Source organism: Leifsonia aquatica, from assembly GCF_014190775.1.
Lineage (GTDB): Bacteria > Actinomycetota > Actinomycetes > Actinomycetales > Microbacteriaceae > Leifsonia > Leifsonia aquatica.
Window position 1 is genome coordinate 21,470 of the sequence record NZ_JACHVP010000007.1, and the last position, 19,246, is coordinate 40,715.

Sequence of the window (19,246 nt, forward strand, 5' to 3'; positions counted from 1 at the left end):
CCCCCAACACTATCCGCGCTCGCGTCTGCGCTCGCGTCTGCTCTCGCGGATCAGGGGGCGGGGGCTTCGCCGTCGGTGGGCTCCGGGTGAGGGAGCCAGTCGATGTTCTCCTCGGGGGCGACCAGCTTCTCGTCGGAGAGGTCGTAGTCGTCGCCCTTATCGGTGTTCTTCTCGTCGGTCATGCGTTCACCCTATGCCCGGGGCCGGAGCGCCCGGCGGCGGCGCGTCGGCCAGCACGCCGAGGGGCGACTCGATCGCGTCGGCGATGTCGCGCAAGAACCCGGCGGCGACTCCGCCGTCGGTCACCCGGTGGTCGAACACCAGCGAGAGCTGCGCGATGCGGCGCGGCACGATCGCGCCGTCGACGACCCACGGGCGCTCGATCATCCGTCCGACGCCCAGGATGGCGACCTCGGGATGGTTGATGATGGCCGCGCTGCCGTCGACGCCGAGGCTGCCGTAGTTGTTGATCGTGAAGGTGGAGCCGGTGAGCTCGGCCGGGCCGAGGGAGCCGTCGCGTGCGGCGCGGGCGATGCGATCGAGCTCGCCGTCGAGCTGCCGCACCGAGAGGAGGTCGGCACGGCGCACGGCGGGCACGACCAGACCGCGCGGGGTGTCGACCGCGACGCCCAGGTTGACGCCGTCGAAGAACTCCAGGCCGCCGCCGTCGGCGGTGACGCGGGAGGCCAGCTCGGGCCGGCGGGCGAGGGCGGCCAGGGCGAAGCGGGCGATGAAGGAGAGCAGCGAGGGGGTGCGCCCGTCGAACCGGAGACGGCGGCGGCCGTTCCAGAGGTCGGTGGCGTCGACATCCACCCACACGGTCGCCTCGGGGATCTCGGCCCGGCTGCGCGACATCGTCTCGGCGACGGTGCGGCGGAAGCGCGAGAACGGCTCGGTCGCGCGCACGGTGAGCCCGGTGCGGGAGTCTGTGCGCGGGTCGGTGCCGGGGTCGGCACCCGGGTCGGCGCTTGTCCGCGGAAGGGACGGTTCGGCGAAGGCGGCCTCCACGTCCGCGCGGGTGACGACGCCACCGTCTCCGGAGGCGCGGAGGGTCGCGAGGTCGACGCCGTGGCTGCGCGCGAGCGCACGGATCACCGGCGAGACCACCGGGACGATCCGCGGCGACGCGGGGGCGCCAGGGGCCGTGGGTGCGGGTGGCGCGAGGGTCGCGGTCGCGGCGCCGGAGACGCGGGCCCGGCGGCCTCCCGTCACATCGGTGGTGCCGTAGCCGACGAGCACCTGGCCGGAGCCGCCGGAGGGCACTGCGGCCTCCGGGGCGGGTGCCGGGGCTCCGGCCTCCTCCACCTCCAGCAGCGGCGCGCCCACCGCGATCGTCTCGCCTTCCTCTCCGTGCAGCGCCGCGACGACGCCCGCGAACGGCGACGGGACCTCCACCACGGACTTGGCGGTCTCGACCTCGGCGATCGGCTGGTCGACGACGACCGTGTCGCCGCTCGCGACGAGCCAGCGGACGAGCTCGGCGTCGGTGAGGCCCTCGCCGAGGTCCGGGAGGGCGAAGACCCGGGCGGTCATGCGTCCTCCCACTGCAGGGTGTCGATCGCGTCGAGCACGCGGTCGACGTTCGGCAGATAGAAGGACTCGAGCTTCGGCGGGGCGAACGGGGTGTCGAAGCCGGTGACACGGCGCACCGGCGCGAGGAGGTGGTGGAAGCAGCGTTCCGAGACGCGCGCGGCGATCTCGCTCGCCATGCTGGCGAATCCCGGCGCCTCGGCGATGACGACGGCGCGACCGGTGGCGCGCACCGCAGCGCACACCGTCTCGTCGTCGAACGGCACCAGGCTCCGCAGGTCGATGACCCCGACGCTGCGACCCTGCTCGGCGGCGGCCTCGGCCGCGGCGAGCGCGACCGGGACGGAGGGGCCGTAGGCGATGAGCGTGGCGTCGGTTCCCTCGCGGGCGATGTGGGCCCGGCCGATCTCGGGCAGGGGTGCGGCGGTGTCGACCTCGCCGGTCGCCCAGTACAGCTTCTTGGGCTCGAGGAACACGACCGGGTCAGGATGGCGGATGGCCGCGCGCAGCAGGCCGTACGCATCGGCGGGGGTCGCGGGCGAGACGACCGTGAGGCCGGGGGTGTGCGCGTAGTACGCCTCGGAGGAGTCGGAGTGATGCTCCACGCCGCCGATCCCTCCGGCGTAGGGGATGCGGATGACCAGCGGCAGCCGGACGGCCCCGCGGGTGCGGTTGCCCATCTTGGCGACGTGGTCGACGATCTGTTCGAAGGCGGGGTAGGCGAAGGCGTCGAACTGCATCTCGACGACGGGCCGCATCCCGTTCATGGCCATGCCGACCGCGGTGCCGACGATGCCGGCCTCGGCGAGCGGGGTGTCGAAGCAGCGGTTCTCGCCGAAGCGCGCGGTGAGGCCGTCGGTGATGCGGAAGACGCCGCCGAGCGGTCCGACGTCCTCGCCGAAGACGAGCACGCTCGGGTCGGTTGCGAGCTCGTCGGCGAGGGCACGGTTGAGGGCCTGCGCCATGCTGAGGGTCTGGCGGCCGGTCTCTTCGGCGGAGTTGTCGGGATCGCCGGCGGAGCGGTCGGCGGGCGCGTCGTGCATGAGCGTCATCGGGCGGCCTCCTCGGCGGCGAGCTGCTGCGCCTGTTCGCGCAGCTGCGGGGTGGGGGTGGCGTAGACGTGGGCGAAGAGGTCTTCGGGATGCGGCTGCGCCTCCTCGACGAGCTGGGCGCGGACCCGCGCGGCGACGCTCTCGGCGTGCGCGTGAGCCTCCGCATCGTCGCCGTCGGAGAGCGCGCCCTGCGCCTGGAGCCAGGTGCGCAGCCGCAGCAGCGGGTCGCGGGCGAGCCACGGCTCCACCTCGTCGGCGGTGCGGTACCGCGTGGCGTCGTCGGCATTGGTGTGCGGCTTGACCCGGTAGGTGACGGCCTCGACCAGCGTCGGGCCGCCTCCCTCGCGCGCCTCGTCCACGGCCTCCCCCAGCAGGGCGAGCAGCGCGGCGAGGTCGTTGCCGTCGACGCGGCGGCCGCGCATCCCGTAGCCGATGCCCTTGTGCGCGATGCTCGGCGCCGCGGTCTGGCGGCTGAGCGGCACCGAGATCGCGTAGCCGTTGTTCTGCACGAGGAAGACGACCGGGAGGTGGAACACCGCGGCGAAGTTGAGCGCCTCGTGGAAGTCGCCCTCGCTGGTGGCGCCGTCTCCGCACATGGCCAGGACGACCGTGTCCTCCCCGCGCAGGCGGGCGGCGTGGGCGAAGCCGACGGCGTGGAGCAGCTGGGTGGCGAGCGGCGTCGCCTGCGGGGCGACATTGTGCTCGCGGGGGTCGTAGCCGGAGTGCCAGTCGCCGCGCAGCATCAGCAGCGCCTCGAACGGATCGACCCCGCGGGTGATCACGGCGACGGTGTCGCGATAGGTCGGGAACAGCCAGTCCTGCTCGCCGAGAACCAGCGCGGCGGCAACCTCGGCGGCCTCCTGCCCATACGACGACGGGTAGACCGCGAGCTTGCCCTGGCGCACCAGGGCGTCGGCCTGCTCGTTGAGCCGCCGGCCCAGCACGAGGCGCCGGTAGCCGTCGACCAGCCGGTCGGCGGTCGGGAACGGGTGGTGCTCGTGCGGGCGGCCCGAGCCCTCCTCGTCGATGAGCCTCAGCGGGGTGTCGCCGGGCAGCAGATCGTCCGAGTGCATCGTTTCTCCTTCGAAAGACGTCGCTCACTCTCAGGATGACTTCACTGGACCGCTCGCGCCACCGATCCCCCGGCTTCGAGACGAACAGTGCCCCCGCAACGATGTTCGTGGCAGGATGTCTCCCACCATGGACGACATCGACGTACGCATCCTGGACGCTTTGCGCAGCGACGGCCGCGCCTCCATCACGGCGGTGGCGGAGTCCGCCCACGTCTCGCGGGCGAACGCGTACGCGCGCGTCGCCCGCCTGGTCGACGAGGGCGTGATCACCGGCTTCACGGCGAAGGTCGACCCGCGCAAGTCGGGCCGCGCCTCCTCCGCCTACGTGACGCTGCGGGTCGACCAGGCGGAGTGGCACGCGCTGCGCGACACGCTCGGCAGCATCCCGGAGGTCGAGCACTTCGCTCTCGTCGGCGGCGACTTCGACGTGATCCTGCTGGTGCGGGCGCGCGACAACGAGGATCTGCGGCGCGTGATCCTGGAGGAGCTCACGAGCATCCCCTCGGTGCGCGACACGAAGACCTCCCTCGTCTTCGAGGACCACGACCTGCGCTGAGGGGTCGGCCCGGCTGCCGCGGGATGGGCGCGGGTTGCCAGGGGCGCGGTGCTCTGCGACTATTTACTCACTGAACGTTCGTTCGGTAATTCGCGATTCGAGGGAGAGACGCGATGGAGACGCTGCGGGTCGCCGAGGCCGCCGACCGCGTGGTCGTGACGCTCGACCGGCCCGAGCGGCGCAACGCGATCGACCAGCGGATGGTGGATGAGCTGCACGAGGTCTGCGAGGCCCTCGAACGCGATCCGCGCATCCTGGTGCTGACCGGCTCGGACGGGGTCTTCGCGTCGGGAGCCGACATCGCCGAGCTGCGCGAGCGCACCGCCGTCGACGCCCGCCACGCGATCAACGCCACGATCTTCACCCGCATCGCCGAACTGCCGATGCCGGTCATCGCCGCCCTCGACGGGTACGCGCTCGGCGGCGGAGCCGAGCTCGCGTACGCGGCGGACTTCCGCCTCGGCACGCCGCGGCTGCGGGTCGGCAACCCGGAGACGGGGCTCGGGATCATCGCCGCGGCCGGCGCGCTCTGGCGCCTCCCCCGGCTCGTCGGCGAGCCGCTCGCAAAGGAGATGGTGCTCGCCGGGCGGGTGCTCACCGGCGAGGAGGCGCTCGCCGTGCACCTGGTGTCCGACCTGTTCGAGCCTGCCGAGCTGCTCGCGGGCGCGCACGCGCTCGCCGACCGCATCGCCGCGAACGATCCGCTCGCGACGCGGTACACCAAGGAGGTGCTGGCGGCTCCGGAAGCAGACCATCCACGCGCCGAGCGGGAGGCGCAGGCCGTGCTGTTCGATTCGCCGGAGAAGCATCGGCGGATGACGGCCTTCCTCGAGCGGAGACGGGGATGAGCGGCGGCGGGGCGCCCGAGCGGGTCGGCGTCGTCGGCGGCGGACGGATGGGCGCCGGCATCGCGCACGCCTTCCTGATGGCCGGCTCTCAGGTGGCGGTCGTCGAGCGCGACCAGGCATCCGCCGACGCGGCGCGCGAGCGCATCCTCCACTCGATCGCGGTGAGCGTCGAGCGGGGTGAAACGGCTCCCGACGGCGACAATCTCGTCGTCGGCATCGCGTGGGAGGCGCTGGCCGGCTCGCAGCTCGTCGTCGAGGCGGTACCCGAGCTCCCGGAGCTGAAGGCGGAGGCGTTGCGTCACGCCGAGGAGCTGCTCGACCCCACCGCGGTGCTGGCGACGAACACCTCCTCCCTCTCGATCGACGCGCTGGCGGCATCGCTGCGCCGCCCGGGCGGGTTCGCCGGGATGCACTTCTTCAACCCGGTCCCTGCCTCCGCCCTCGTCGAGGTGGTGGCCGGATCGGCGACGGCACCCTCAGCCCTCACGGCGGTCACCGGATGGGTGGAGGCGATCGGCAAGACCGCGATCGTCGTGCGCGACTCCCCCGGCTTCGCCTCCTCCCGCCTCGGCGTGCTGCTCGGCCTGGAGGCGGTCCGGATGATCGAGGAGGGCGTCGGCTCCCCCGAGGACATCGACCGCGCGATGGAGCTGGGCTACCGGCATCCTGTCGGCCCGCTGCGGCTGACCGACATCGTCGGGCTCGACGTGCGCCTCGACATCGCCGAGTACCTGGCACGCGAGCTCGGCCCGCGGTTCGAGCCGCCGGAGCTGCTGCGGCGCATGGTCGCCGAGGGGATGCTGGGCCGCAAGTCGGGCCGCGGCTTCTACGCGTGGCCGGATGCCCGCGGCACTGCGGCTAGCGGCCCGGGGCGTCCACGATGAGGTTGGTGATGCGCGCCGTGCAGAGCCGGTCGCCGTTCTCGTCGGTCACCACGATCTCGTGCGACGCGATGGTGCGGCCGAGCCGGATGGCCGTCGCTACACCGGTGACGAGCCCCGAGCTCGCCGACTTGTGGTGCGTGGCGTTGATGTCGACGCCGACCGCGCTCCGTCCGGGACCGGCGTGGATCACCGCCGCCCACGAGCCGAGCGCCTCGGCGAAGGCGACCGATGCTCCCCCGTGCAGCAGCCCGAACGACTGGCGGTTGCCCTCCACGGGCATCGTCGCGACCACGCGCTGCGCCGACTGCTCCAGGATGCGCACACCCATCTTCTCGTCGAGCTCGCCGAGCTCGATCGTCCATCCACTGCCCGTGTCTCCGTCGACCATGCGGCCAGCATACGTGCCGGCCGGGTCCGCTCTCCGAGGAGGAATCCGATGACGCCACCCAGCGACGCATCCCCCAGCACTGTGCTGCCCAGCTTCGTGCGCGGTGAGTGGTGGACGCCCGCCGACGGCACCGCCGCGACCGATGTGCTCGACGCCTCCACCGGCGAGCTCGTGACCCGCGTCGGCGCGGTCGGCCTCGATCTCGCCGCCGCGCTCGACCACGCGCGCACGGTCGGTCAGGCCTCCCTCGGCGCCCTGACCTTCCACCAGCGCGCGCTGCTGCTCAAGGCGTTCGCGCAGGCGCTCACCGAGCGCAAGCAGGAGCTGTACGACGCGTCGGCGCGCGCGGGCGCGACCCGGGCCGACGCGTGGATCGACGTGGACGGCGGCATCGGCGCCCTCTTCACCTACGGGTCGAAGGGGCGGCGCGAACTGCCGAACGCGCAGGTCGTGGTGGACGGGCCTCCCGAACCCCTGTCCAAGGACGGCTCGTTCTCGGGTCAGCACATCTACACCCGGCTGCCCGGGGTGGCTGTGCAGATCAACGCCTTCAACTTCCCGGTCTGGGGGCTGCTCGAGAAGCTCGCGCCGTCGTTCCTGGCCGGGATGCCGACACTGGCCAAGCCCGCGACGCCGACGGCGTACGTCGCCGAGGCGATGGTGCGCATCCTCGTCGAGAGCGGGCTGCTGCCGGAGGGGTCGCTGCAGCTGGTCTGCGGAGCCGTGCCCGGCCTCTTCGACGCGCTGCGGCTCGGCGACCTGGTGGCGTTCACCGGGTCGGCCTCCACGGCGCAGGCGCTGCGGGACCATCCCGCCGTGCAGACCGGCGGCGTGCGGTTCACCAGCGAGACCGACTCGCTCAACGCCTCGGTGCTCGGCCCGGACGCCGTGCCGGGCACGCCCGAGTTCGACGCGTACGTGAAGCAGCTGGTCGTCGAGCTGACGGCCAAGACCGGTCAGAAGTGCACGGCCATCCGCCGGGCGATCGTGCCGGCCGGAGTCGAGGACGCGCTCGCGGATGCGGTGCGCGCCCGGATCGCGGAGCGCGTCGTCATCGGCGACCCCCGCGCCGAGGGTGTGACGATGGGGCCGCTGGCCTCCCGCGCGCAGCGGGACGAGGTGCTGCGGCAGGTCGGCCGGCTGCTGCAGGCGGGAGGGGAGGTCGTGGTCGGCGAGCTCGGGGATCCCACGGTGCGGCTCGCGGACGGCAGCACCGGTGTCGTCGCGGACGGGGCGTTCGTCTCGCCGCTGCTCCTGCGGTTCGCCGACGCGCGCACGCCCGCCGTGCACACGGTCGAGGCGTTCGGTCCGGTCGCGAGCATCCTGTCGTACGGCTCCCCCGCGGAGGCCGCCGAGCTGGTCGCGCTCGGCGGCGGATCGCTCGTGACGAGCGCCGCCACTCACGACGCCGGTTTCGCGCGGGATCTCGTGCTCGCCTCCGCCGCGTACAACGGCCGCATCCTGCTGCTCGACCGCGACGACGCCCGCACCTCCACCGGTCACGGCTCGCCCATGCCGCACCTCGTGCACGGCGGCCCGGGCCGTGCGGGAGGCGGCGAGGAGCTGGGCGGGATCCGGGCCGTGCTGCACCACATGCAGCGCACGGCCATCCAGGGCTCGCCCGACATGCTCACCGCCGTCACCGGAGTGTGGCACGAGGGCGCCGCCTCGTCGGCGAAGGGGCCGCATCCGTTCCGCAAGTCGCTCGCGACGTTGCGGATCGGCGACCAGGTCGCCTCCCCCTCCCGCCGTGTCGGCCTCGACGACATCGAGGCGTTCGCGACCTTCACCGGCGACACGTTCTACGCGCACATGGACGAGGAGGCCGCCGCGGCCAACCCGTTCTTCCCGGGCCGGGTGGCGCACGGGTACCTGCTGGTGTCGTGGGCGGCGGGCCTGTTCGTCGACCCGGCGCCGGGGCCGGTGCTGGCCAACTACGGGCTGGAGGAGCTGCGGTTCCTCACGCCGGTGGTGCCGGGCGACAGCATCCGCGTGACCCTCACCGCCAAGCAGATCACGCCGCGCGAGACCGACGACTACGGCGAGGTGCGCTGGGACGCGCGCATCCGCAACCAGCGCGACGAGCTGGTCGCGAGCTACGACGTGCTGACACTGGTGGCGAAGGAGGGGTGAGGCGGGCGCCGACGGAGCCTCCCGACGCGCCGAGACGTCATGGCAGGCCGGCCATGGCGATGAAGACCACCATCGCGACGGTCGCGAGCACGCCGTTGGCGACCAGCAGAACGATGGTGGAGGGCGCCCCGCGCCCGTCGTTGATGGTCCGGGCGTGACGAACCACGTTGATCACGCCCACGCAGACGATTGCGGGCGTCGCAAAGAGCGGGACGAGTATGGCGAGCGCGATCAGGGCGCCCAGAACGACGTATGCGACACGGTCCGCGGCATATCGCGGACGCTTCCGCGACGTCATACTCGCCCCACTCTCTGCGACACCCCCCGGCGTGCCTAGCCGATTCCGCATCCGGTGATGATCGCTCTTCACATCTAGGGAAAAGACTAGAGTATTTTCTGTCCGCATTTCATACTCCAATGCGTTGAGTGGTCTCGGTCAATAGGGCGCGGCTGAGCGCGTCGCACTGCGACATCTCTCACGGACCCCAGCGCACCCCGCGGAGGGCGGGCGATCAGAGCGCGAAGGCGAGGATGACGTCGGCGAGCGTGTCGGGCGCGACGGGGCCGGCGGGGTCGTACCACTCGGTCAGCGAGTTGATCGTGCCGAAGAGCAGGCGCGCGACGACGACCGGGTCGGCGTCGGTTCGGAGCGCACCCTCGGCCTGGGCCTCGGCGACGAGATCGGCGACGGCGCGGTCGAAGGCGCGGCGGCGCGCGAGTGCGGCCCGCTCGACCTCGGTGTTGCCGCGCACCCGCAGCAGCAGGGTGACGTAGGGTTTCCGCTCGGCGAGCACGTGCACCGCGCCGCGGAGCACCGCCGCGAGCCGGGCGGCGGCGGGTCCGTCGGTGGCCTCCGGCGAGCGCAGCACGCCCTCCAACCCGTCGAGCGCCTCGTCGAGGGCGAGCGCGAGCAGCTCGTCCTTCGAGGAGACGTGGTGGTAGATCGCGGACTTGGAGAGGCCGAGCCGCGTGGCGAGCATCCCGATCGAGGTGGCGTCGTAGCCGTGCTCGTTGAACGCGGCGACCGCGACCTCCAGGATGCCGCGCTGGTCGTAGCCCGGGCGGCCGCGACGCAGCCCGTCGGAGCGCGGCTCCTCGGCGCGCAGTCCGTCGGTCGGCAGCGTCTCGGTCATGCGCCCCAGTGTGGCACGACTCGCGGCGACGAGGATATACTGAACGAACGATCAGTCAGTTAATGAGCGTCAATGGAGACGGAGGGACTGATGACCACGATCGACACCCCGGTGGAGCACGGCGAGAGCGAGGCGCAGGCCCGCTTCGACGAGCTCATCGCGTCGGACGCGCGCATCGAGCCGCGCGACTGGATGCCCGACGCCTACCGGCGCACCCTCGTGCGGCAGATGTCGCAGCACGCGCACTCCGAGATCATCGGCATGCAGCCGGAGGCGAACTGGATCACACGCGCGCCGAGCCTGAAGCGCAAGGCCATCCTGATGGCGAAGGTGCAGGACGAGGCCGGGCACGGCCTCTACCTCTATTCCGCGGCGCAGACGCTCGGCATCACCCGCGACGCGATGACCGAGCAGCTCATCGCGGGCACGGCCAAGTACTCGTCGATCTTCAACTACCCGACCCTCAGCTGGGCCGACATGGGAGCGATCGGCTGGCTGGTCGACGGCGCCGCCATCTGCAACCAGGTGCCGCTGTGCCGCTGCTCGTACGCTCCGTACGGCCGCGCGATGGTGCGCATCTGCAAGGAGGAGTCGTTCCACCAGCGGCAGGGCTTCGAGATCCTGCTGACGCTGATGCGCGGCACCCCCGAGCAGCGACAGATGGCGCAGGATGCGGTCGACCGCTGGTACTGGCCGTCGTTGATGATGTTCGGGCCGCCCGACGAGGAGTCGCCGAACTCGGCGCGCTCGATGGGCTGGAAGATCAAGCGCTTCTCGAACGACGAGCTGCGCCAGCGGTTCGTCGGGATGCTCGTGCCGCAGGCCGAGGCGCTCGGGGTCAGCCTCCCCGATCCGCAGCTGCGCTGGGACGGGGAGCGACAGGCGTACGAGATCGGGCCGATCGACTGGAGCGAGCTGCACGAGGTGATCGCCGGCCGCGGGCCGTGCAACGCGCAGCGGATGCAGCGCCGGCGCGAGGCGCACGAGGACGGCGCCTGGGTGCGGGAGGCCGCCGCCGCGTACGCCGCGAAGCGCGCGGAGGCCGCCGCGTGACCGCCGAGACCTGGCCGCTGTGGGAGGTGTTCGTCCGCGCCTCCCGCGGGCTGAGCCACGTGCACGTCGGCTCCCTGCACGCGCCGGACGAGGAGATGGCGGTGCGCAACGCCCGCGACCTCTACACGCGCCGCGGGGAGGGCGTCTCGATCTGGGTGGTGCGCTCCGACGCGATCACCACGAGCGACCCGGACGCCAAGGAGGTGTTCTTCACGTCGCCCGAGGGCAAGAACTACCGCCACGCGACCTATTACACGGAGAGCGAAGGGGTGAAGCACCTGTGAGCACCGCCCCGGGCACCGACGCCGACCCGCACGGCCACGTCGAGCTGAGCAGCGTCACCCTCTCTGCCGAGTTCGTCGTGTCCGACGCCCCGGCCTCCCCCGACGTCGCCGAGTACGCGCTCTGGCTCGGCGACGACGCGCTCGTGCTCGCGCAGCGGCTCGGGATGTGGATCTCCCGCGCGCCCGAGCTGGAGGAGGATGTGGCCCTCGCCAACATCGCCCTCGACCTCCTGGGCCACGCCCGCTCGCTGCTGCGCTACGCGGGCACGGCCTCCGACCGCACCGAGGACGACCTCGCGTACTGGCGCGACGAGCACGCCTTCCGGTCCGCCCACCTGTTCGAGCTGCCCAACGGCGACTTCGCGCACACGATCGTGCGGCAGTTCGCCGCCTCCCACTACTTCGTCGAGCTGTACGGCCGGCTGCGCGCCTCCACCGACCCGGTGCTCGCCGGGGTCGCAGCCAAGGCGGTCAAGGAGGTCGACTACCACCGCGACCACGCCGATCAATGGATGCGCCGCCTCGCGCTCGGCACGGACGAGTCACGCCGCCGCACCGTCACCGCCCTGGCTGACGTGTGGCCGAGCGTCGCGGAGCTGTTCCAGGACGAGCCGCTCATCGACCGGCTGGAGGGCATCGCCGTGCGCCCCTCCGCCCTCCGGCCCGACTTCGACGAGAGCCTGCGGCCCGTGCTCGACGAGACCGGGTTGGAGCTGCCGGGCACGTTCGCCTCGGCGGGCGGCGGACGGCGCGGCCGGCACTCCGAGTACCTGGGGCCGCTGCTGGCCGAACTGCAGGTGCTCGCACGACAGCATCCGGGGGCGTCATGGTGAACCACTTCGCGGAGGCCGACCGCGCCTGGGAGGCGGCCGCCGCCGTGCTCGACCCGGAGGTGCCGGTGCTCACGATCGACGACCTCGGCATCCTGCGCGCGGTCACCGTCACCGACGACGGCGTGGAGGTCGTGATGACGCCGACCTACTCCGGCTGCCCGGCGATGGAGACGATCCGGGAGGACGTCGTGCGCGCGCTCGCCCGCGAGGGGTTCGAGCAGGTGCGCGTACGCCTCGAACTGGCCCCCGCCTGGACGACCGACTGGATCAGCGCGAGCGGCAAGGCCGCGCTGGAGGAGTTCGGGATCGCCCCGCCCACCGGCGTCGCCACCGCGACCGGGCCGGTGCGCCTCACCCTCGCCGTGAAGTGCCCGCAGTGCGGGTCGCTGAACACCCGGCAGCTGTCGCGGTTCGGTTCGACCTCCTGCAAGGCGCTCTACGTGTGCGAGGGATGCGGCGAGCCCTTCGACCACTTCAAGGCGCTGTGAGGGCCGGCTGATGGCCCGGGCGCGCTTCCACACGCTCGCGGTCGCCGAGGTGCGGCCGCTGACCGCGGCCAGCGTCGAGGTGACGTTCGCCGTGCCTCCCGAGCTGCGCGACGCGTACGACTATCTGCCCGGCCAGCACGTGGCCCTGCGCGCCGAGGTCGACGGGCGCGAGCTGCGCCGCAGCTACTCGATCTGCCGGCCGCCGCTGCCGCCGTCGGTCGACCGCGACGGCCGGATCAGTGTCGCGATCAAGCGCGACCTCGGCGGCGCGTTCTCCACCTGGGCGACGAGCGAGCTGAAGCCCGGGGACCGGATCGACGTGATGAGCCCGCAGGGCACCTTCACCCTCGACCTCGGCGCGCTCGACGATCGCCACGTCGCGGGGATCGCCGCCGGATCGGGGATCACCCCGCTGATGGCGCTGGCGACGAGCGTGCTCACCGCCTCCCCCACCTCCCGGTTCACGCTCGTGTACACGAACCGCACGGCGATCGACGTGATGTTCCTGGAGGAGCTCGCCGACCTCAAGGACCGCTTCCCCGCCCGGCTCGCGCTGCACCACGTGCTCTCAAGGGAACAGCGCTCGGCGCCGCTGCTCTCCGGCCGGATCGACGAGGAGCGGCTGCGGCGGATGCTCGACACCCTCCTCCCGCCGAGCACCGTCGACGAGTGGTTCCTCTGCGGGCCGTTCGAACTCGTTCAGCTGTGCCGGGATGTGCTCGAGAGCGACGGCGTGCCCCGCGCCTCCGTGCACTTCGAGCTGTTCACCACGGGCGAGCCGGGCGAGGTGCGCGGCGACGTCGGGCACCCCGTGGTCGTGCACGACGGCGAGCGCACGGCCGAGATCGAGTTCACGCTCGACGGCACCACCTCGACCGTGACGACGCCGGTGGATGCGAACGAGTCCGTGCTGAACGCCGCGCTGCGCGTGCGCGCCGACGTCCCCTTCGCCTGCACGGGCGGGGTCTGCGGCACCTGCCGGGCCCGCCTGCTCGACGGGGAGGTGCGGATGACCGAGAACTACGCCCTCGAGCCCGAGGAGCTGGAGCGCGGTTACGTGCTGACCTGCCAGTCCCATCCCCTGACCGACCGGGTCGTCGTCGACTACGACGTGTGAGGAGCGAGCGCCATGATCGAGCTGAGCATCGACGACGGGGTCGGCCGGGTCACCCTGAACGCCCCCGAGCGGCTCAACGCGCTCGGGCCCGACGACCTCCGCGCCCTCGACACGGCCTATGCGGAGGCGGAGGCCGCCGGCGTGCGCGCGCTCGTGCTGCGCGGCGAGGGCCGCTCGTTCTGCGCGGGCCGCGACATCGCCGGCGTCGACACCACGACGGACGACGTCAGCGGCTACCTGGACGGTCTCGTCACCCCGCTGCTGCGCCGCATGAGCGCCTTCCCCGCCCCGACCTTCGCCGCCGCCCAGGGTGCGTCGCTCGGCGTCGGCCTCGGCCTCCTGCTCGCCACCGACGTCGTCTACGTCGCCGAGAATGCCAAGGTCGGCTCCCCCTTCGCCGCCCTCGGCGCCGCGCTGGACTCGGGAGGGCACTGGCTGCTCGTCTCCCGCCTCGGCCCCCACCGCGCCCTCGACCTGATCTACTCGGGCCGGCTGCTCTCCGGCACCGAGGCCGTCGCGGGCGGGCTGTTCAGCCGCGCGTTGCCCGCGGACACGTTGCGGGAGGCCGTGGAGGCGGCGGCCACGTCCGCCGCGACGGGCGCCACCCAGGCGTTCCTCGCGAGCAAGCGCATCGTCGCCGGCCTCCGCGACGGCACCCTCGGCCTGTGGGACTCGATGGCCGCCGAGAACGCCGCGCAAGCCGCCCTCCGCGACACCGCCGACTACCGCGAGGGCTTCACCGCCTTCCAGGAGAAGCGGCGGCCGCGGTTCACGGGGCGATAGCAGGCAATCCATTCATTGCATGTCGTAGCTGGCTCCGAGATTCCTCTCTAGTGTGACCACATGGCGAGTCACACCCCGGCCCGGACCACGTCACGTATCGAATGGTGGCTCTGCGCATCCGCAGCCGTCTCGGCCCTGGCAATGCTCATGCATCCTGTTGCGTGGCTCTTCGGGCTCGGGACGGCTGTGGTCGCGCTGGTGCTCCTGTTCCGGAGGGGCGAGAGGCGACGAGGGCCGCTCGTCGCTGCCGTGGGTTTCGTCGCCGCCTCGACCTCCATCCTCGTGATCGTCGGCATCGCGACGCAGGAGCTCGTTGCAACGACGGACGATGAGGTCACGGTCGTGCGGATCGAATGACGCCGGCCGCGCGACGTTGATTACGCACGATGACGCCGGGGGTGCGCCTGCCTCCCGCGTCCCGCATCCTGGACCGCATGACCCGTCAGATCCGCTTCAATGCCTTCGACATGAACTGCGTCGCCCACCAGGCCTCCGGGATGTGGCGCCACCCCGACGACCAGGCGTGGCGGTACAAGGACCTCACGTACTGGACCGAGCTGGCGAAGCTGCTGGAGCGCGGGCGGTTCGACGGGATCTTCATCGCCGACGTGCTCGGCACCTACGACGTGTACGGCGGCGACAACGAGGCGGCGATCCGGCACGGCGCGCAGGTGCCGGTCAACGACCCCATCCTGCTCGTCTCGGCGATGGCGCTGGTGACCGAGAACCTGGGCTTCGGGATCACGGCGGGCACCGCCTACGAGCACCCGTACCCGTTCGCGCGCCGCATGTCGACGCTCGACCACCTGACCAAGGGACGCGTCGGCTGGAACGTCGTCACCGGCTACCTGCCGTCGGCCGCGCGCAACATGGGGCACGACGACCAGCTGGAGCACGACGACCGCTACGACCACGCCGACGAGTACCTCGAGGTGCTCTACAAGCTGTGGGAGGGGTCGTGGGAAGACGACGCCGTGGTCCGCGACCGCGAGGCGGGCGTGTTCACCGACCCGGCCAAGGTGCACGAGATCGGGCACAGCGGCAAGCACTTCACGGTGCCGGGCATCCACCTCTCCGAGCCGAGCCCGCAGCGCACCCCGGTCATCTACCAGGCGGGTGCGTCCAAGCGCGGCATCGGGTTCGCGGCCGAGAACGCGGAGGCCATCTTCGTCGCCGCCTCCACGAAGGAGGGGCTGAAGGAGACGGTGGCCAAGCTGCGCGACGCGCTGGAGGCCGCCGGCCGAGACCGCTACGCCGCCCGCATCTACACGCTGCTCACGGTGATCACCGATGAGACGCCCGAGAAGGCGCAGGCGAAGTTCGAGGACTTCCTGCAGTACACCAGCGACGAGGGCGCGCTCGTGTTCATGTCGGGGTGGATGGGCGTCGATCTGTCGCAGTACGACCTCGACGAGCCGATCGGGCACGTGCAGAGCAACGCCATCCAGTCGGCGGTCGCGAACTTCCAGCGCCCCAACGAGGACGGCGGCGAGTGGACGGTGCGCGACATCGGCCGCAACGGCGCGATCGGCGGCCTGGGTCCGTTCATCGTGGGCTCGGGCGCGGAGATCGCCGACCAGCTGCAGGAGTGGGTGGAGGAGACGGACGTGGACGGGTTCAACCTCGCCTACGCGATCACCCCCGGCACGTTCGAGGACATCGTGGAGTTCGTCATCCCGGAGCTGCAGAAGCGCGGCGCCTACCCCACCGACTACGCGCCCGGATCGCTGCGCAACAAGCTGCACGGCGCCGGCGATCGCGTGGCCGAGACGCACCGGGCGGCGAGGTACCGGGTCGGAGCACCGGCACAAGGGTGAGTCGACCTCCTTGCACGCAAGCTTGCATGCAAGGCGTAGACTGAAGGCATGATCCCCGCCGCCGAGCACGCATACAGCCACGCCAAACGCCTCATCCTCTCGGGCGAGGCGCCCGGCGGCACGCTGCTCAGCGAGGCCCAGCTCGGCGCGGAGATCGGCGTCAGCCGCACCCCGGTGCACGAGGCGTTCCTGCGACTCGCGGCCGAGGGCCTGCTCACGCTCGAGCCGCGGCGGGGCGCGATCGTCGTGCCGATGTCGCCCCGGGAGGCGCAGAACGTGCTCGACCTCCGCGAGGCGATCGAGGCCACGGCCGCAGCCCGCGTGCGTGACGGCGGAGGCGCCGACGAGGTGCTCCGGTCCGCACTGGAGGAGGCCCTGGCCGAGCAGCGCGCGGCCATCGCCACCGGCGACGTCGAACGGTTCGTGGAGGCCGACCAGTGGTTCCACGCGGCCGTCGTCGACGCGTCCGGCAACGACCTGGCCTGCCACTTCTACGGGCTGCTGCGCGACCGGCAGCAGCGCATCCGGCACCAGCTGTTCCGCGTGCGTCCGGAGACGCTCGGCGACTCGCTCGCCGACCACGAGGCCCTGCTCGACGCACTGCGCAGCGGCGGTGACTACCCGGAGTTGCTGCGCACGCACATCGCGCGCAACCAGGGCGCACTGTGAGCCGCCGGATCGCGGGTTCCCCCTGGCGCGGCGTCTTCGCCGTCATGTTCGTCTGCTCGTGGTGCGGCAACCAGTTCAGCCCGCTGCTGCTGATGTACAAGGACGTGCAGCACTACTCCGAGCTCACCGTCAACATGTTCCTCGGCGTCTACGTGCTGGGGCTGGCGCCGGCCCTGCTCATCGCCGGAGCGCTCTCCGACCGGCACGGCCGTCGCCCGCTGATGCTGGCGGGCGTGATCACGGCCATGCTCGCGAGCGCCGCGCTGGCCCTCGGCGCCCTCGGGCCGATGCCGATCTATGTGGGCCGGCTGCTGTCGGGCATCACCGTCGGCATCGCGATGGCCGTCGGCACCAGCTGGATGAAGGAGGTGTCGTCCTCCCGGTTCGAGCCGGGTGTGGACGGCGCCGCCGGAGCGCGCCGCGCCTCCCTCGCCTTCACCCTCGGCTCGGCCGCGGGCGCGCTGGTCGCGGGAGGGATCGCGCAGTTCACCGCCTTCGGCGAGGAGCTGCCGTTCCTCGTGCACATCGCGCTCACCCTCCCGCTCGCCTGGATCGTCCTGCGCATCCCCGAGACCGCGACCACCGGCGGCGAGCGCGGGCCCCTGCTCGCCCAGCTGCGCATCCCGGCCGCCGGGCACAAGCGGTTCCGGCGCGTGGTCCTCGTCGCGGCGCCGTGGATCTTCGCCGCCGCCGCCCTCGCCTACGGCTATCTGCCGGTGCTGCTCGGCGCGGAGACCGGCGACTGGGGCCTCGGCTACGCCACGCTGCTCACCGTGATCGCGCTCGGTGTCGCGTCGCTCGTCCAGCCGATCGCGAAGCGGCTGCACTCCGTGTCGAGCGCGCGCGGGCTGGTCGCCGCGCTGGCGACGATCGGCGGCGGCCTCATCGTGCTCACCGGCGCGGTCGTCTCCCGCTCGCTCGTGCTCGGCGTGGTCGCGGCCGTGATCCTCGGCGCCGGGATGGGCATCGCCCTGGTCTCGGGTCTGCTGGAGGTGCAGCGCATCGCGACACCGCGCGACCTGGCCGGTCTGACGGGCGTGTTCTACGCGGTCGCCTACGCCGGATTCCTCGTTCCGACCATCATGGCCGCACTCACCCCGCCGCTGTCGACGGTCGGCCTGTTCCTGGCCCTGATCGTGCTGGCCGCACTCTCGGCGGCGGCCCTGCTCGCCTCGTACACGAAGCACCTGCCGCGCGCGGCCGAGGCCTGACCGCAGCGCGACCCCCGCTCCGGCCCGCGCTCAGACCCGCGTCGCCAGCAGCCGCTCGACCGCCCGCAGCGGGATGGGGATCCACGCCGGCCGGTGCCGCGCCTCGTACGCGATCTCGTAGACGGCCTTGTCGAGCTCGAACGCGGCGAGCAGCGCGTGGTGCTCCTCCAGCTCGGCGCCCGCCACCGACGCGTACCCCTCCAGGTAGGCGTCACGGGCGCGGGACGCCCACGCTTCGGCGTCGACGGGCGGATGGCGCTGCGCGAGCGATCCCGCGACGTAGTCGAACGAGCGGAGCATGCCCGCCACATCCCGCATCGTCGAGTCCGGGAGGCTGCGCTCGGCCAGCGGGCGCAGCGGCTCGCCCTCGAAGTCGATGAACTGCCAGCCCCGCTCGGGCGAGTGCAGCACCTGGCCGAGGTGCAGATCGCCGTGGATGCGCTGCAGCACGGGCAGCGGCGCCGCGGCGGCCGCCTCGTAGACGGCCGCGATGCCGGGGCGCAGGCGCTCGACCTCCGGTACCTCCGTCGTGGTGACGGTCAGCCGGCGGAGCATCCCGTCGAGCGCGCGCCGCACGTCGTCCGCGTCCGCGGGCCGGGTGGGCAGCGCCTGCGCGAGCTGGCGGTGCAGCTCGGCCGTGCCATGACCCAGGTCGAAGGCGCGGTCGGCGAAGTCCTCCGCGTGCTCGGCGGCCGAGACCGCGAGCTCCCAGCCGTCCTCGGCTCCGACCAGGAAGTCCTGGATGAGCGCGAGCTCTCCGCCCGCGCGGCCTCCGCCGGCCGACGGCCACTCGCCGGTCAGCCAGCCCAGCAGCGCCGGGGTGCGGAGCGACCCGCCGGACGTCAGCGCAGCGAGCGTCGACACGTCGGGGTTCTCGCCGTCCTGCACGACGCGGAACACCTTGACCAGCGCGAGCCGGTCGCCGGCCAGCTCGGCGACGATCGACGTGTTGGACTGCTCGCCGGTCAGCCGGCGGGAGGAACGCACGTCGATCGGCTCGCCGAGGGAGTGGCCCTGCGCGTGGGCGTCGCGACCCTCGGAGCGCTGCGCGCCGGTCATCAGGCCGATGAGGGCGGCGACGTAGGCCTCCTCGGTCGGTCCGTCGTAGAGGAAGCGGCCGCCGGCTTCGCCGATCAACGCGGCGGCGTCGCCGTCGCGGTCGGGGCGCGCCACGACGGGCACCTGGTAGACGCGCGGCGTGCGCGGGGCGTCGTCGCAGAAGAAGTGGGTGACGATGCGCAGTCCGGGTTCGGCGGGTTCGAGCTCGAATGAGGCGAGGAGGCGCAGTCGCGGCTCGACGCTCTTGGTCGAATACCACCGTTGGCGCCGCATCCATGACCCGACGAGCTCTGTGAGTTCGGTCATGGTCTGCACGGTACGCCCACCCGGCGACC

The 19,246-nt window shown here is 72.4% G+C and carries 22 protein-coding genes; 14 read left to right on the forward strand and 8 right to left on the reverse strand.

What is annotated here, in order from left to right:
• Positions 1-50: 50 nt before the first annotated feature.
• Genes FHX33_RS22010 through pdhA form a run of 4 tightly spaced genes read right to left on the reverse strand, consistent with a single transcriptional unit; the run spans position 51 to position 3,655 of the window.
• Positions 51-182, reverse strand: coding sequence for a hypothetical protein (locus tag FHX33_RS22010; protein WP_021764726.1), 132 nt, complete (start codon positions 180-182; stop codon positions 51-53).
• Between the two features lie 4 nt (positions 183-186).
• Entirely contained in the window at positions 187-1,533 is a 1,347-nt protein-coding gene (locus FHX33_RS20660; RefSeq protein ID WP_183428930.1) for a dihydrolipoamide acetyltransferase family protein, read from the reverse strand.
• A complete protein-coding gene (locus FHX33_RS20665) occupies positions 1,530-2,582 on the reverse strand; it encodes an alpha-ketoacid dehydrogenase subunit beta (RefSeq protein WP_021765201.1) in 1,053 nt (350 codons plus the stop codon). Before FHX33_RS20665 ends, FHX33_RS20660 begins: the two co-directional genes overlap by 4 nt.
• Entirely contained in the window at positions 2,579-3,655 is a 1,077-nt protein-coding gene (gene pdhA, locus FHX33_RS20670) for a pyruvate dehydrogenase (acetyl-transferring) E1 component subunit alpha (protein WP_183428931.1), read from the reverse strand. Before pdhA ends, FHX33_RS20665 begins: the two co-directional genes overlap by 4 nt.
• Before the next feature lie 127 nt (positions 3,656-3,782).
• Between pdhA and FHX33_RS20675 the strand changes: the two genes are divergently transcribed.
• From FHX33_RS20675 to FHX33_RS20685, 3 genes are all read left to right on the forward strand, one after another.
• Positions 3,783-4,211, forward strand: coding sequence for an Lrp/AsnC family transcriptional regulator (locus FHX33_RS20675; protein ID WP_039922931.1), 429 nt, complete (start codon positions 3,783-3,785; stop codon positions 4,209-4,211).
• A 113-nt stretch (positions 4,212-4,324) separates the two neighbouring features.
• Positions 4,325-5,059, forward strand: a complete 735-nt coding sequence (locus FHX33_RS20680) for an enoyl-CoA hydratase/isomerase family protein (protein WP_183428932.1) — start codon at positions 4,325-4,327, stop codon at positions 5,057-5,059.
• Positions 5,056-5,943, forward strand: coding sequence for a 3-hydroxyacyl-CoA dehydrogenase family protein (locus tag FHX33_RS20685; protein ID WP_021762081.1), 888 nt, complete (start codon positions 5,056-5,058; stop codon positions 5,941-5,943). Before FHX33_RS20680 ends, FHX33_RS20685 begins: the two co-directional genes overlap by 4 nt.
• Here FHX33_RS20685 and FHX33_RS20690 read toward each other — a convergent pair.
• Positions 5,918-6,331 carry a PaaI family thioesterase gene (locus tag FHX33_RS20690; RefSeq protein ID WP_021762084.1) on the reverse strand — a complete coding sequence of 138 codons (414 nt, stop codon included), beginning with the start codon at positions 6,329-6,331 and terminating at the stop codon, positions 5,918-5,920. The genes FHX33_RS20685 and FHX33_RS20690 overlap by 26 nt on opposite strands.
• 48 nt (positions 6,332-6,379) lie before the next feature.
• Between FHX33_RS20690 and paaZ the strand changes: the two genes are divergently transcribed.
• Positions 6,380-8,464: a phenylacetic acid degradation bifunctional protein PaaZ gene (gene paaZ, locus FHX33_RS20695; RefSeq protein ID WP_021762086.1), complete on the forward strand. Its 2,085-nt coding sequence runs from the start codon at positions 6,380-6,382 to the stop codon at positions 8,462-8,464.
• Between the two features lie 37 nt (positions 8,465-8,501).
• Here paaZ and FHX33_RS20700 read toward each other — a convergent pair whose 3' ends face one another.
• Both FHX33_RS20700 and FHX33_RS20705 read right to left on the reverse strand, forming a co-directional pair.
• Positions 8,502-8,762 (reverse strand): hypothetical protein, encoded by a 261-nt coding sequence (locus FHX33_RS20700; protein ID WP_021762088.1) that lies wholly within the window; start codon positions 8,760-8,762, stop codon positions 8,502-8,504.
• Between the two features lie 214 nt (positions 8,763-8,976).
• Positions 8,977-9,597 (reverse strand): TetR/AcrR family transcriptional regulator, encoded by a 621-nt coding sequence (locus tag FHX33_RS20705; RefSeq protein WP_183428933.1) that lies wholly within the window; start codon positions 9,595-9,597, stop codon positions 8,977-8,979.
• A gap of 90 nt (positions 9,598-9,687) precedes the next feature.
• On the opposite strand from FHX33_RS20705, the gene paaA reads away from it, so the two are divergent.
• From paaA to FHX33_RS20755, 10 genes are all read left to right on the forward strand, one after another.
• Complete coding sequence (paaA, locus tag FHX33_RS20710) at positions 9,688-10,650, forward strand: 1,2-phenylacetyl-CoA epoxidase subunit PaaA (protein WP_183428934.1); 963 nt, start codon at positions 9,688-9,690, stop codon at positions 10,648-10,650.
• Positions 10,647-10,934, forward strand: a complete 288-nt coding sequence (gene paaB / locus FHX33_RS20715; protein ID WP_021757690.1) for a 1,2-phenylacetyl-CoA epoxidase subunit PaaB — start codon at positions 10,647-10,649, stop codon at positions 10,932-10,934. Before paaA ends, paaB begins: the two co-directional genes overlap by 4 nt.
• The gene (gene paaC / locus FHX33_RS20720) at positions 10,931-11,767 is read left to right on the forward strand and encodes a 1,2-phenylacetyl-CoA epoxidase subunit PaaC (RefSeq protein ID WP_021757691.1); all 837 of its coding nucleotides are present in this window, start codon (positions 10,931-10,933) and stop codon (positions 11,765-11,767) included. The genes paaB and paaC overlap by 4 nt, the downstream gene beginning before the upstream one ends.
• Positions 11,761-12,255: a 1,2-phenylacetyl-CoA epoxidase subunit PaaD gene (gene paaD / locus FHX33_RS20725; RefSeq protein ID WP_021757693.1), complete on the forward strand. Its 495-nt coding sequence runs from the start codon at positions 11,761-11,763 to the stop codon at positions 12,253-12,255. Before paaC ends, paaD begins: the two co-directional genes overlap by 7 nt.
• A gap of 10 nt (positions 12,256-12,265) precedes the next feature.
• Positions 12,266-13,372, forward strand: a complete 1,107-nt coding sequence (paaE, locus tag FHX33_RS20730; RefSeq protein WP_021757694.1) for a 1,2-phenylacetyl-CoA epoxidase subunit PaaE — start codon at positions 12,266-12,268, stop codon at positions 13,370-13,372.
• 12 nt (positions 13,373-13,384) lie between these two features.
• Positions 13,385-14,155 (forward strand): enoyl-CoA hydratase-related protein, encoded by a 771-nt coding sequence (locus tag FHX33_RS20735; protein ID WP_183428935.1) that lies wholly within the window; start codon positions 13,385-13,387, stop codon positions 14,153-14,155.
• Positions 14,156-14,215: 60 nt separating this feature from the next.
• Positions 14,216-14,512, forward strand: a complete 297-nt coding sequence (locus FHX33_RS20740; RefSeq protein WP_155828975.1) for a hypothetical protein — start codon at positions 14,216-14,218, stop codon at positions 14,510-14,512.
• A 77-nt stretch (positions 14,513-14,589) separates the two neighbouring features.
• The gene (locus FHX33_RS20745; protein ID WP_039921380.1) at positions 14,590-15,972 is read left to right on the forward strand and encodes an LLM class flavin-dependent oxidoreductase; all 1,383 of its coding nucleotides are present in this window, start codon (positions 14,590-14,592) and stop codon (positions 15,970-15,972) included.
• Between the two features lie 48 nt (positions 15,973-16,020).
• Complete coding sequence (locus FHX33_RS20750; protein WP_021759384.1) at positions 16,021-16,641, forward strand: GntR family transcriptional regulator; 621 nt, start codon at positions 16,021-16,023, stop codon at positions 16,639-16,641.
• Entirely contained in the window at positions 16,638-17,852 is a 1,215-nt protein-coding gene (locus FHX33_RS20755) for an MFS transporter (protein ID WP_021759382.1), read from the forward strand. Before FHX33_RS20750 ends, FHX33_RS20755 begins: the two co-directional genes overlap by 4 nt.
• A 30-nt stretch (positions 17,853-17,882) precedes the next feature.
• Here FHX33_RS20755 and FHX33_RS20760 read toward each other — a convergent pair whose 3' ends face one another.
• A complete protein-coding gene (locus FHX33_RS20760) occupies positions 17,883-19,217 on the reverse strand; it encodes a maltokinase N-terminal cap-like domain-containing protein (RefSeq protein ID WP_183428936.1) in 1,335 nt (444 codons plus the stop codon).
• Positions 19,218-19,246: the final 29 nt, after the last annotated feature.

What these genes read in the sequence shown, in the direction of transcription:
- FHX33_RS20685 (WP_021762081.1), top strand. Translation starts at nt 5,056, where the DNA reads ATGAGCGGCGGCGGGGCGCCCGAGCGGGTCGGCGTCGTCGGCGGCGGA.
- paaE (WP_021757694.1), top strand. Translation starts at nt 12,266, where the DNA reads ATGGCCCGGGCGCGCTTCCACACGCTCGCGGTCGCCGAGGTGCGGCCG.
- paaD (WP_021757693.1), top strand. Translation starts at nt 11,761, where the DNA reads ATGGTGAACCACTTCGCGGAGGCCGACCGCGCCTGGGAGGCGGCCGCC.
- FHX33_RS20660 (WP_183428930.1), bottom strand. Translation starts at nt 1,533, where the DNA reads ATGACCGCCCGGGTCTTCGCCCTCCCGGACCTCGGCGAGGGCCTCACC.
- pdhA (WP_183428931.1), bottom strand. Translation starts at nt 3,655, where the DNA reads ATGCACTCGGACGATCTGCTGCCCGGCGACACCCCGCTGAGGCTCATC.
- FHX33_RS20680 (WP_183428932.1), top strand. Translation starts at nt 4,325, where the DNA reads ATGGAGACGCTGCGGGTCGCCGAGGCCGCCGACCGCGTGGTCGTGACG.
- FHX33_RS20735 (WP_183428935.1), top strand. Translation starts at nt 13,385, where the DNA reads ATGATCGAGCTGAGCATCGACGACGGGGTCGGCCGGGTCACCCTGAAC.
- FHX33_RS22010 (WP_021764726.1), bottom strand. Translation starts at nt 182, where the DNA reads ATGACCGACGAGAAGAACACCGATAAGGGCGACGACTACGACCTCTCC.
- FHX33_RS20675 (WP_039922931.1), top strand. Translation starts at nt 3,783, where the DNA reads ATGGACGACATCGACGTACGCATCCTGGACGCTTTGCGCAGCGACGGC.
- FHX33_RS20745 (WP_039921380.1), top strand. Translation starts at nt 14,590, where the DNA reads ATGACCCGTCAGATCCGCTTCAATGCCTTCGACATGAACTGCGTCGCC.
- FHX33_RS20665 (WP_021765201.1), bottom strand. Translation starts at nt 2,582, where the DNA reads ATGACGCTCATGCACGACGCGCCCGCCGACCGCTCCGCCGGCGATCCC.
- FHX33_RS20700 (WP_021762088.1), bottom strand. Translation starts at nt 8,762, where the DNA reads ATGACGTCGCGGAAGCGTCCGCGATATGCCGCGGACCGTGTCGCATAC.
- FHX33_RS20740 (WP_155828975.1), top strand. Translation starts at nt 14,216, where the DNA reads ATGGCGAGTCACACCCCGGCCCGGACCACGTCACGTATCGAATGGTGG.
- FHX33_RS20690 (WP_021762084.1), bottom strand. Translation starts at nt 6,331, where the DNA reads ATGGTCGACGGAGACACGGGCAGTGGATGGACGATCGAGCTCGGCGAG.
- FHX33_RS20705 (WP_183428933.1), bottom strand. Translation starts at nt 9,597, where the DNA reads ATGACCGAGACGCTGCCGACCGACGGACTGCGCGCCGAGGAGCCGCGC.
- paaA (WP_183428934.1), top strand. Translation starts at nt 9,688, where the DNA reads ATGACCACGATCGACACCCCGGTGGAGCACGGCGAGAGCGAGGCGCAG.
- FHX33_RS20750 (WP_021759384.1), top strand. Translation starts at nt 16,021, where the DNA reads ATGATCCCCGCCGCCGAGCACGCATACAGCCACGCCAAACGCCTCATC.
- FHX33_RS20760 (WP_183428936.1), bottom strand. Translation starts at nt 19,217, where the DNA reads ATGACCGAACTCACAGAGCTCGTCGGGTCATGGATGCGGCGCCAACGG.
- paaZ (WP_021762086.1), top strand. Translation starts at nt 6,380, where the DNA reads ATGACGCCACCCAGCGACGCATCCCCCAGCACTGTGCTGCCCAGCTTC.